At 63.6% G+C, this 11,425-nt stretch carries 13 protein-coding genes; 1 reads left to right on the top strand and 12 read right to left on the bottom strand.

All coding sequences use genetic code 11. From position 1 onward, the window contains the following. Positions 1-4: 4 nt before the first annotated feature. From lipA to eno, 11 genes are all read right to left on the bottom strand, one after another. Positions 5-973 (bottom strand): lipoyl synthase, encoded by a 969-nt coding sequence (gene lipA, locus ACLB6G_RS12785; RefSeq protein ID WP_410356570.1) that lies wholly within the window; start codon positions 971-973, stop codon positions 5-7. Between the two features lie 30 nt (positions 974-1,003). After that, entirely contained in the window at positions 1,004-1,294 is a 291-nt protein-coding gene (locus tag ACLB6G_RS12780) for a GlsB/YeaQ/YmgE family stress response membrane protein (RefSeq protein WP_410356569.1), read from the bottom strand. Between the two features lie 88 nt (positions 1,295-1,382). Beyond that, the gene (locus ACLB6G_RS12775) at positions 1,383-1,811 is read right to left on the bottom strand and encodes a hypothetical protein (protein WP_410356568.1); all 429 of its coding nucleotides are present in this window, start codon (positions 1,809-1,811) and stop codon (positions 1,383-1,385) included. Between the two features lie 89 nt (positions 1,812-1,900). Continuing rightward, entirely contained in the window at positions 1,901-3,346 is a 1,446-nt protein-coding gene (lpdA, locus tag ACLB6G_RS12770) for a dihydrolipoyl dehydrogenase (protein ID WP_410356567.1), read from the bottom strand. Positions 3,347-3,413: 67 nt separating this feature from the next. Continuing rightward, positions 3,414-3,650, bottom strand: a complete 237-nt coding sequence (locus tag ACLB6G_RS12765) for a YdcH family protein (protein ID WP_410356565.1) — start codon at positions 3,648-3,650, stop codon at positions 3,414-3,416. A gap of 70 nt (positions 3,651-3,720) precedes the next feature. Beyond that, positions 3,721-4,362, bottom strand: a complete 642-nt coding sequence (locus tag ACLB6G_RS12760) for an SGNH/GDSL hydrolase family protein (protein ID WP_410356564.1) — start codon at positions 4,360-4,362, stop codon at positions 3,721-3,723. A 3-nt stretch (positions 4,363-4,365) separates the two neighbouring features. Then, on the bottom strand, positions 4,366-5,739 hold the full coding sequence (locus tag ACLB6G_RS12755) for a pyruvate dehydrogenase complex dihydrolipoamide acetyltransferase (RefSeq protein ID WP_410356563.1): 1,374 nt from the start codon (positions 5,737-5,739) through the stop codon (positions 4,366-4,368). A gap of 10 nt (positions 5,740-5,749) precedes the next feature. Beyond that, complete coding sequence (locus tag ACLB6G_RS12750) at positions 5,750-7,198, bottom strand: pyruvate dehydrogenase complex E1 component subunit beta (protein WP_410356562.1); 1,449 nt, start codon at positions 7,196-7,198, stop codon at positions 5,750-5,752. Between the two features lie 13 nt (positions 7,199-7,211). Beyond that, positions 7,212-8,255 (bottom strand): pyruvate dehydrogenase (acetyl-transferring) E1 component subunit alpha, encoded by a 1,044-nt coding sequence (pdhA, locus tag ACLB6G_RS12745; protein WP_410356561.1) that lies wholly within the window; start codon positions 8,253-8,255, stop codon positions 7,212-7,214. Positions 8,256-8,461: 206 nt separating this feature from the next. Continuing rightward, on the bottom strand, positions 8,462-8,782 hold the full coding sequence (locus tag ACLB6G_RS12740) for an FtsB family cell division protein (protein ID WP_410356797.1): 321 nt from the start codon (positions 8,780-8,782) through the stop codon (positions 8,462-8,464). A 147-nt stretch (positions 8,783-8,929) separates the two neighbouring features. After that, positions 8,930-10,204: a phosphopyruvate hydratase gene (gene eno / locus ACLB6G_RS12735; protein ID WP_410356560.1), complete on the bottom strand. Its 1,275-nt coding sequence runs from the start codon at positions 10,202-10,204 to the stop codon at positions 8,930-8,932. Positions 10,205-10,441: 237 nt separating this feature from the next. Between eno and ACLB6G_RS12730 the strand changes: the two genes are divergently transcribed. After that, positions 10,442-10,570, top strand: a complete 129-nt coding sequence (locus ACLB6G_RS12730) for a hypothetical protein (protein WP_410356559.1) — start codon at positions 10,442-10,444, stop codon at positions 10,568-10,570. 11 nt (positions 10,571-10,581) lie between these two features. Here ACLB6G_RS12730 and kdsA read toward each other — a convergent pair whose 3' ends face one another. Further along, complete coding sequence (gene kdsA / locus ACLB6G_RS12725) at positions 10,582-11,424, bottom strand: 3-deoxy-8-phosphooctulonate synthase (RefSeq protein ID WP_410356558.1); 843 nt, start codon at positions 11,422-11,424, stop codon at positions 10,582-10,584. Position 11,425: the final 1 nt, after the last annotated feature.

The raw sequence follows: 11,425 nt of genomic DNA, 5'->3' as shown, positions 1-11,425 counted from the left end.
GCGATCAGCCCCTTGCCGATGCCTGCCTGGCCTCGCGCGCGGCCTTCAGCCGGGCGAAATCCTCACCGGCATGGTGGGACGACCGGGTCAGCGGGCTGGCCGAGACCATAAGGAAGCCCTTGGAATAGGCCGCGGTCTCATAGGACTTGAACTCGTCGGGCGTCACGAAGGCCTTGACGGGATGATGCTTGCGCGTGGGTGCGAGATATTGCCCGATGGTGATGAAATCCACGTCGGCCGAACGCAGGTCGTCCATGAGTTGAAGCACCTCGTTGCGCTCCTCACCCAGCCCGACCATGATGCCTGACTTGGTGAAGATCGAGAGGTCCATCTCCTTGACCCGTTGCAGAAGCCGGATGGAGTGGAAATAGCGCGCGCCGGGCCGCACCGTCAGATAATTGGAGGCGACGGTCTCGAGGTTGTGGTTGAAGACGTCGGGCTTCGCCGCCACGACCACTTCCAGCGCGCCGTCCTTGCGCAGGAAATCCGGCGTCAGGATCTCGATCGTCGTTTCCGGCGATGCCGCACGCACGGCCGCGATCACGTCGGCGAAGTGCCGCGCCCCGCCATCGGCCAGATCATCGCGGTCGACGGATGTAATGACGACGTGCTGGAGCCCCATCTGGCGCACGGCCTTGGCCACGTTTTCCGGTTCGTTCGGATCAAGCGCGTTGGGCTTGCCGGTGATGACGTTGCAGAAGGCGCAGGCGCGGGTACAGATCTCGCCCATGATCATGAAGGTGGCGTGCTTCTTGTCCCAGCACTCCCCGATATTCGGGCAGCCGGCTTCCTCGCACACCGTAACGAGGTTGTTGTCCTTCACGATGGCGCGCGTTTCCTGGTAGGTCTTCGACACGGGCGCCTTGACCCGGATCCAGGCCGGCTTGCGCTGGATCTCGTTTTCCGGGTTTTTCTGTTTTTCCGGATGGCGCGGACGCTGTTTTCCGGTGACGGTGTCGAGAATGGTGACCATGTCTTCCTTCGCCTTTCGACGGCCTTGCAATCAGGAGGCCCGGCTGCTCTTGCCGAAAAGCCAGAGGATGGCAATCGCGCCAAGAGTCGCAACCACGAGGTTTCCGAGGAAACCGTAATAGGTGATGTTCAACAGGCTGGCCAGTGTGCCTCCAACGAACGAGCCCGCAATGCCGACCAGGATGTTGGTCAGCAGGCCGTGATCGCGGTTCATCGCCCGTTCGGCCACGTAGCCGGCCAGGAAACCGACCAGCAGCATGCCGAAAAAGCCCACGCCGGCCATGCCCATGATGCCGAATTCAGGTCCGTAGGAATGCATCATCGCCTGATCCTTTCCCGTTGCGCGCCCTGCCGGACATATGGTGACCGGCAGGGTGTTTGTCACGGTGCGGTTTCAGCCGCCACACCGCTCAGCACTGGTAGAGATAGGTAAAGACAAGCGTATCCTCGGTGTAACGGCCGGTCGGCCGGCAGCGCTCGTAGACCTCGCGGGTGCCGCGGACCGTGACGCGGGTCTGCGACCGCGCAACCGGGCCTTCCACGAAATATTCGAGCGGTTCGCCCGGGCAATACCGCGAAAAGCGCCGCGCGGTTCCCGAATACCAGTCGCCGGACTTGCGGCCATTGAACAGCAATGTCCCGCGGCGGACCCCCGCCGCGCGCAGCGAGGACTTCGGCCGCTCGTAATAGAACCACCGGCTGTTGCCCTGCGCCTGCAGGCGCATGACCGATCCGTTATGGTCCCAGCAACTGTCGGCGCTGGCGCTCGTCGGCATGGTGACGCTGAAGGTTGCAAGCGTTGCAAGGGCGGCAAGGCACTGAATGGCACGTTTCATCATGGCAGGCTCCTTTGCGGTGATCGGCATTGGCATCGATGCAGATTCCCACCCGTCTGCATGGACCGCAATGACATGCGTCATTTGTCCGTTCAGGCGTTCAGCACACGGCCATAGGCGTCGAGAACGCTCTCCTTCATCATTTCCGACAAGGTCGGGTGCGGGAAGATCGTGTGCATCAGTTCCTCTTCCGTCGTCTCCAGGTTCATGGCGACCACGAAGCCCTGGATGAGTTCGGTGACTTCGGCACCAACCATGTGCGCGCCGAGCAGTTCGCCGGTCTTACGGTCGAAAATCGTCTTGACCAGCCCCTGGTCCTCGCCGAGCGCGATGGCCTTGCCGTTGGCTCCGAAGGAGAAGCGTCCGACGCGGATGTCACGTCCCTGTTCCTTTGCTTTCGCTTCCGTCAGGCCGACCGAGGCAACCTGCGGATGGCAATAGGTGCAGCCCGGTATCTTGCCCTTGTCGGTCGGATGCACGTTGGGCAGGCCCGCGATCTTCTCGATGCAGACGACGCCTTCATGCTCCGCCTTGTGCGCCAGCATGGGCGGACCGGCCACGTCGCCGATGGCGTAGATACCTTCCACATTGGTGCGGCCGTACCCATCGATGACGATGCAGCCGCGCTCGGTCTTCACGCCAAGCGTTTCAAGCCCCAGGTTCTCGATATTGCCCTGCACGCCGACGGCTGAAATCATGCGGTCGGCCTCGATGACCTCGCTCTTGCCGCCCTTCATTTCCACCGTGGCCTTCACCGAGTTGGAACCCTTTTCCACCTTCGTGACCTTGGCCTCCGTGTGGATCTTGAGCCCGGCCTTCTCCAGTTGCTTGCGGGCAATGCCGGAAATCTCGGCATCCTCCACCGGCATGATGGTGGGCATGACCTCGACCACCGTCACGTCGCAGCCCATGGCATTGTAGAAGGAGGCGAACTCGATGCCGATCGCGCCGGATCCCATGACAAGCAGCTTCTTCGGCAGTTCCTGCGGCACCATGGCCTCGAAATAGGTCCAGATCAGCTTGCCGTCGGGCTCGATGCCGGGCAGCGCGCGCGGCCGGGCGCCGGTCGCCACGATGATGTGCTTGGCCGTGTACTCGCCCTCGCCCTTCGTGCCCTTGGGCGCGGGATGCTGCGGCTGCATCGCGGCCCTGGACGGCTTGCCGACGGTGATCCGGCCCTTGCCGGCCAGTTTGGCCTCGCCCCAGATCACGTCGACCTTGTTCTTCTTCATCAGGAAGCCGACACCGCCGTTGAGCCGGCCCGAAACGCCGCGCGAGCGGTCCACGACCGCCTTCACGTCGGCGGTCACCTTGCCTTCCAGCTTGAGGCCGTAATTCTTCAAATGATCGGCATAGTGCATGATCTCGGCGGAACGCAGCAGCGCCTTGGTCGGGATGCAGCCCCAGTTCAGGCAGATGCCGCCCAGGTGTTCGCGCTCGACAATGGCGGTCTTGAAACCAAGCTGGGCGGAGCGGATGGCGGTCACATAGCCGCCCGGCCCCGAACCGATGATGATCACGTCGTAAGTTTCGGCCACGCGCCCTCTCCTTCTTTCAAGCCTTGCGGCTCTCTGGGGGGATGGCGCGCGGCCCGTTATGGCAGGCTCAGCCCGCGAGCATCCCGTATATTTCGTCCTTCAGCCGCAGCCGCTGCTTGCGCATGTCCTCCATGTGGAAGTCATCGGTCGGCTCGACATTGGTCTCAGCGCGATGGATCGCGCGGTTGATATCGTGGTACTCGTCGAAAAGCCTTGAGAAATGAGCATTTGACGTTTTCATCTCATGCATCTTCTCGACGTGTTCCGGGAATTCCTCCGCCAGTTCGTGCGGCACATGGGACATCGGCGAACCTCCTGTTTTGTCCGTTCGCCATTACCCTATGGCCTGCCTCCTTCCAATCCCTTGACCCGGATCAAAGCCCGAGCATCACGTGAACCATCGGCGCCAGTGCCTTGCCGAGCGCGCGCGTGTTTTCGCCATCCATGTGCACGCCGTCCGCGGGCGCGGTCCGGGCCACGCTGCCCGCGTCGAAGAAGCCGCAATCGGCTTCGTCCGCCAGATCGGCGTAAAGCGAGGCCGTCATGGCCGATTGCTCCACGCCACCGGCGAACATGGCGGCATAGAAGGGATCGGCCGTTTCGCACAGCGGCGGCGGCGCCACGATCAGCACGCCCGGCGGCTCGGCGCCCTCGATGCCCGGCACATGGTTCCTGACGATCGTCACCAGGCGGCGCATCCCCTGAAGCGCGGCGACGGCCGTGCCCGCGACGTGCGGCTTCATGTCGTTGCTGCCGAGCATGAGGACGACGAGATCCACCGGCGCATGGGTGTAGAGAACCGTCGGCAGGATGCGCGCGCCGTTGCGGTCGCAATCGGCCAGATGCTCGTCATAGGCGGTTGTCCGGCCGCGCAGGCCATCGGCAATCACCCGCGCTCGGCCATCCAGCGCCTTTTCAAGCACGACGGGCCAGCGCATGGCCTCGGGATGCCGTCCGCCGGTGGCGGGATCGGATCCCCAGGTCAGCGAATCGCCGAAGGCCAGGACCGTCTTCATGACTCAGACCAGCATGCTCATCGGGTTCTCGATATAGCCCCTGAAGGCGCCAAGCAGTTCGGCGCCGAGCGCGCCGTCCACGCAGCGATGATCGGTCGACAGCGTCACCGTCATCATGGTGGCGATGGCAATGGCATCATCCTTGACGATGGCCCGCTTCTCGCCCGCACCCACGGCCAGGATGGTGGCGTGGGGCGGATTGACCACGGCGGAGAAGTTCGACACGCCCATCATGCCCATGTTGGACACGGCGGTCGTGCCGCCCTGGTATTCCTCGGGCTTCAGCTTGCGCTCCTTCGCCCGCGCGCCCATGTCCTTCATCTCGTTGGAGATGGTGGACAGGCTCTTCTCCTCCGCGCGGCGCACGATCGGCGTGATCAGCCCGCCCGGAATGGAGACCGCGACGCCCACATCGGCATGCTTGTGCATGACCATGGCCTCGTCGGTCCACGACACGTTGGCATCCGGAACGTCGCGCAGCGCCAGCGCCAGCGCCTTGATGATCATGTCGTTGACCGACAGCTTGAAGGCCGGCTTGCCATCCTTTTGCGGTGCGGAAGCATTGAGCTGTCCGCGCAGCGCCAGCAACGCATCCAGTTCGCAATCCATCGACACATAGAAATGCGGGATGGTCTGCTTGGCTTCGGTCAGGCGCTTGGCGATGGTCTTGCGCATGTTGTCATGCTTGACCAGTTCATAGCTGCCCTCGGCGAAATTGCGCAAGACGGCATCCGTCGACGGTCCGCTTGCCATGGCCGGCGCGGCAGCGGGTGCGGCTTTCTGCGGCTCGGCCTTGGGCGCTCCGGCCTTGGCCGCGCCGCCCTTGATGGCGGCCTCGACATCGGCCTTGACCACGCGGCCCTTCGGACCGGAGCCGGAGACCTTCGCGATGTCGATGCCAGCCTCCCTGGCGATGCGCCGCGCCAGCGGCGAGGAAAATACACGATCGCCGCCCGAATCCGGCGCGGGTCCCGCCTGCGGCGATTTCGGCGCGGCATCGGTGGCCGGCCCGAGCAGATCGGCGGTATGCTTTGCCGGACCCTGGGCGGAGGGAGCGGGCTTTTCCTCTCCGGACGACTTCTCAGAGCTTCCCTTGGTGACGCCACCGCCCTTCGCAGCCTCGGTAACGTCCTCGCCTTCCTCTGCCAGGATGGCGATGACGGCGTTGACCTTGACGCCCTCGGTGCCCTCGGGAACGACGATTTTCGCCACCGTTCCCTCGTCCACGGCTTCCACTTCCATGGTCGCCTTGTCGGTCTCGATCTCGGCGATCACGTCGCCGGCGGAAACGCTGTCGCCTTCCTTGACCAGCCACTTGGAGAGGTTGCCCTCCTCCATGGTCGGGGACAGCGCGGGCATGGTGATTTCAATCGGCATGGCGCTCTCCTCAGGCCTTGTAGGTGACGGCCTTCACCGCCTCGATGACCTCCGCCACGCTGGGCAGGGCGAGTTTCTCAAGGTTGGCCGCGTAAGGCATCGGGACGTCCTTGCCACAGACCGTGACGACGGGCGCGTCCAGCCAGTCGAAGGCGCGCTGCATCACCTGGCTGGCGATATGATCGCCGACCGACGACTGCGGGAAGCCTTCCTCGACCGTCACGAGGCGGTTGGTCTTCTTCACGCTCTCGATGACGGTGTCGATGTCCATCGGCCGGACGGTGCGCAGGTCGATGACCTCCGCGTCGATGCCCTGCCCCGCCAGTTCCTCGGCCGCCTTGGCGGCATAGGTCATGCCGATGCCGAAGGAGACGATGGTGACATCCTTGCCGGTCCTGTGAATGCGCGCCTTGCCGATGGGCAGGACGAAATCCTCCATCTCCGGCACCTCGAAGGACTGGCCGTAGAGGATCTCGTTTTCAAGGAAGATGACCGGGTTGGGATCGCGGATCGCCGCCTTCAGCAGGCCCTTGGCGTCGGCCGCCGTGTAGGGCTGGATCACCTTCAGGCCGGGGATGTGGCTGTACCACGCCGCGTAGCATTGCGAATGCTGTGCCGCCACGCGCGCCGCCGCGCCATTGGGACCGCGGAAGACGATGGGCGCGCCCATCTGGCCGCCCGACATGTAGAGCGTCTTCGCAGCCGAGTTGATGATCTGGTCGATGGCCTGCATGGCGAAGTTGAAGGTCATGAACTCGACGATGGGCTTCAGTCCTGCCATCGCCGCACCGACGCCGATGCCGGCAAAGCCGTGCTCGGTGATCGGGGTATCCACGACGCGCTTCGGGCCGAATTCCTCCAGCAGGTTCTGGGTGATCTTGTAGGCGCCCTGGTATTCGGCCACCTCCTCGCCCATGATGAACACGTCGCCGTCGCGGCGCATCTCCTCGGCCATGGCCGAATTGAGCGCCTCGCGCACGGTCATCTTCACCATCTTCGTGCCGTCGGGAATATCCGGATCGGCGCCGGCATCCGGCTTCTTCGGTTCGGGGTGAACCTTGCCCTCGCCCGGCACGCGGCGTGCCTCCATGTCGGAGACGGGGTCGCCGCTTTCCGGACCGCCATCACCGGCCGGCTTGCCGGATCCGCCAGACGTTTCCGATGCTTCGGACCCGCCACCGCCGGAAGCGGCTTCATCGAGCGCGGATTCATCCTCGCCCTCGGCCAGCAGCAGGGCGATCGGCGTATTCACCTTCACGCCCTCGGTGCCTTCCGCCACGAGGATCCTGCCGAGCACGCCCTCGTCGACGGCCTCGACTTCCATGGTCGCCTTGTCGGTCTCGATCTCGGCAATCACGTCGCCGGCGGCGACGCTGTCGCCTTCCTTCTTGACCCACTTGGCCAGGTTGCCCTCCTCCATGGTCGGGGAAAGGGCGGGCATGAGAATTTCAATCGGCATGGTCGTCTTCCCCTCAGAGCAGGATGTCGGTGTAAAGCTCGGACGTATCCGGCTCCGGGTCGTTCTGGGCGAATTCGGCGGAGTCGGCGACCACGTCGCGCACCTCCTTGTCGATCTTCTTCAGTTCGTCCTCCTTGGCCCATTCCTTCTCCAGAAGCCGCGCCTTGACCTGCTCGATGGGGTCCTGCTCGGTGCGCATCTTCTGCACCTCGTCCTTGGTGCGGTACTTGGCCGGGTCGGACATGGAATGGCCGCGATAGCGGTAGGTCATCATTTCAAGGATGATCGGCCCGTTGCCGCCGCGGCACCATTCGAAGGCTTCCTCGGAAGCCGCCTTGACAGCGCGCACATCCATCCCGTCCACCTGCATGCCGGGGATCTTGAAGGAAACGCCGCGCATGGAGAAATCGGTCTCGGCAGACGCACGGCTCACCGACGTGCCCATGGCGTAGCGGTTGTTCTCGATGACATAGATCACCGGCAGCTTCCAGAGCGCGGCCATGTTGAAGCTCTCGTAGACCTGGCCCTGGTTGGCCGCGCCGTCTCCGAAGAAGGTGACCGAGACACTGCCGTTCTCGCGGTAGCGGTTGGCAAAGGCCAGGCCGGTGCCCAGCGACACCTGCGCGCCGACGATGCCGTGGCCGCCATAGAAGTGTTTTTCCTTGGAGAACATGTGCATGGAGCCGCCCTTCCCCTTGGAATAGCCGCCCCGGCGTCCTGTCAGTTCCGCCATCACACCGCGTGCGCTCATGCCGGCGGCGAGCATGTGGCCGTGATCGCGATAGCCGGTGATGAACTGGTCGCCATCCTTCTTGGCCATCTCGATGCCGGTGACCACGGCCTCCTGGCCGATATAGAGATGGCAGAACCCGCCGATGAAGCCCATGCCGTAAAGCTGGCCGGCCTTCTCCTCGAAGCGGCGGATCAGCAACATGTCGCGATAGGCCCGGAATTCCTGGTCCTTGTCGAATTCCTCGGGCGCGGGCGCCTTGCGGACGAGATCCGGCGAACCGGTCGCGCCCTTGCGGGATGAGGACTTCCTTGCTGCTGCGGCCATGCTGCACTCCCTGTCTGGGGTTTCTGCGGGACGGAAGCGCAAGGCTCTGCAGCCGAACGGCCTCCCACCCGTTCCTTGGCAGACACGCTAGCAGGTTTCATTCATGCGGCAAGTGCATTTCTCGCATGGGAGCCATGCATTCAAATCCCTCAAAAGGTTGAGGAAAACAAGAATGAACCGAATTTCGGTTAATTACGCAGGATGCATCAACTGCGCGGGTCCACGAGGATCACGATCTCGTCCGGGCCGACCCGCCCCAATTGCCTGCGGACCTGCTCGTCCAGCATGTCCTTTTCAATCGACCCATCATGAAGCAGGTTGTTGCGGGCTTCAAGCCTGTGGCGCAATGCGGTTGCCTCGGCCAGTTTCTGTTCCAGTTGCGCAACCTGCTCCTCCAGCCGCGCCTTGTTCTTCAGGCCGTATTCACCCTCGAAAGCGTGGAAGCCGAAATAGCCCAGAAAAACGCCCGCGATCAGGGGGAGGATCAATCGGCCGGTCTTGCGGCGCTTGTGCTGGCGGGTCCACATGGGCAGGCTGCTACTCGATACCAGAGACAGGCCCGCATCATGGGCGCTCATGCTTAAGGCTTGGTTACATCACCCGCTAAAATGAAAAAGAAAGCGGCCGCATCCTGCCGGATACGGCCGCTTGAGCGATCTGGCAACGATGAGGTGTCAGGCTTTCAGGATGCCGCGCCCTGCATAGCGGGCCTGGGCGCCCAGTTCCTCCTCGATGCGGATCAGCTGGTTGTACTTGGCCAGCCGGTCGGAGCGCGCGAGCGAGCCGGTCTTGATCTGCCCGCAATTGGTGGCGACCGCCAGATCGGCAATCGTGGCATCCTCGGTCTCGCCGGAGCGGTGCGACATGACGGCCGTGTAGGATGCCTTGTGCGCCGTTTCCACCGCATCGAGCGTTTCGGTCAGCGAACCGATCTGGTTGACCTTGACGAGGATCGAGTTGGCGGCGCCGATGCGGATACCGTCACGCAGACGGGCCGAATTGGTCACGAAAAGGTCGTCGCCGACAAGCTGCACCTTGTCGCCCACGGCCTTCGTGAGGGCCACCCAGCCATCCCAGTCGTCCTCGGCCATGCCGTCCTCGATGGAAATGATGGGATAGCTTTCGCAGAGCTTGGCCAGATAGGCGGCCTGCTCATCGCCCGAGCGGGTCACGCCCTCGCCCTCATAGGCATATTTTCCGTCCTTGAAGAATTCGGTCGAGGCGCAGTCGAGCGCGAGCGCCACCTCGTCGCCGGGCTTGTATCCGGCCTTCTCGACCGACTTCATGATGAAGTCGAGCGCGGCTTCGGCGCTCTTCAGGTTCGGCGCGAAGCCGCCCTCGTCGCCGACGGAGGTGTTGTGGCCGGCCGCCGATAGATCCTTCTTGAGCGTGTGGAATATCTCGGCCCCCATGCGCACGGCCTCCGCGATGCTGGACGCACCGACCGGCATCACCATGAATTCCTGGAAGTCGATCGGGTTGTCGGCATGGGCACCGCCATTGATGATGTTCATCATCGGCACGGGAAGCACACGGGCATTCGGGCCGCCGACATAGCGGTAGAGCGGCAAGCCGCAGGCCGCGGCGGCCGCCTTGGCGACGGCAAGCGAGACGCCGAGAATGGCATTGGCGCCAAGGCGCGCCTTGTTCGGCGTCCCGTCGAGGTCGATGAGGACCTGGTCGACATGGATCTGGTCCTCGGCTTCCATGCCGCCAATGGCCTCGAAGATCTCGCCGTTGACCGCGTCCACCGCCTTCTGCACACCCTTGCCGAGATAGCGTGTTCCGCCATCGCGCAGTTCGACGGCTTCATGGGCACCGGTCGAGGCGCCGGAGGGGACGGCGGCACGGCCGAACGAGCCGTCTTCCAGGCGTACATCCACTTCGACCGTGGGATTGCCGCGGCTGTCGAGGATTTCCCGAGCGACAATGTCGATGATCGCAGTCATTGAATCGGTCCTTTGCAAGACAAGAATGGGAGGGTCCGCGGCTTCCATAGCGGAAAGCGCGCCCGCCCGAAAGGCCCGGAACGGTTGGTCGCAAAACTGCAATCGTTTGAAACCGCAACCCGGCCTCGCGGATTACGGCCCGTCATCATTCTTGATGACCGGCGTCCTTTTTCTGCCGGCTTGCGCAACGATGCTCGAGAAAGCGGCGGCCGGGCCCTTTATGAAGGGAGCAACGTTATGCCCAATCTGACAGCCCTTGCGCTTCTCGCCCTGTTCGGCGCGGCAGTCCTGACCAGTTGCCAGGAGCCCCCGGACGACGGGCAGCGAGGCCAGATCCTGCCAGCCGGCATGGTCGCGGCAAGTTAACTTTATTCCGGTTAATTGCCGGCCTTCTTGACAATCGCGTCGATTGCCAGCAATTGCTCGAGAAGCCCCGGCATGTCGGCGAGCTTCATCATGTTTGGCGCATCCGAGGATGTGGTGTTTTCCGGATCGTCATGGGTCTCGATGAAAACGCCGGCGACTCCGGTCGCCACGGCAGCGCGGGCCAGATAGGGCACCATGCGCCGGTCGCCACCCGACGATGCACCCTGCCCTCCGGGTTGCTGCACCGAGTGGGTGGCATCGAAGATCACCGGCGCCCCGGACTCGGCCATGATCGGCAGCGCGCGCATGTCGGAGACGAGCGTGTTGTAGCCGAAGGACGCGCCGCGTTCCGTGATCAGCACGTCCGGATTGCCGCTGCCGGTCACCTTCTTCACGACATTCGTCATGTCCCAGGGCGCGAGGAATTGCCCTTTCTTGACATTGACGACCTTGCCGGTGCGCGCAGCAGCCACCAACAGGTCCGTTTGCCGGCAAAGAAATGCCGGGATTTGCAGCACATCGACATGCGGTGCGACGATGGCGCATTGCTCTTCGGTATGCACATCGGTCAGCACCGGCACGCCGAATTCGCGGCGCAGGTCGTCGAAAACCGGCATGGCCGCATCAAGGCCCGCTCCGCGTGTCGCGCCGATGCTTGTCCGGTTGGCCTTGTCGTAGGACGACTTGTAGACAAGCCCGATGCCGAGGCTGTCGCAGATCTCCTTCAGGCTGCCTGCCATGTCAAAGGCATGCTGGCGGCTTTCAAGCTGGCATGGTCCGGCGATCAGCGCGAGCGGCCCGGCATTGGAGAAGGTGACTGCGCCCACATTGACGCTCTTGTTGGGTGCGGTCATG

Origin of the sequence: Zhengella sedimenti, assembly GCF_046506625.1 — a bacterium.
Classification (GTDB): Bacteria; Pseudomonadota; Alphaproteobacteria; order Rhizobiales; family Rhizobiaceae; genus Zhengella; species Zhengella sedimenti.
The sequence above is the reverse complement of the archived record's forward strand: the minus strand, read 5'-3'. Positions and strand labels throughout refer to the sequence as shown.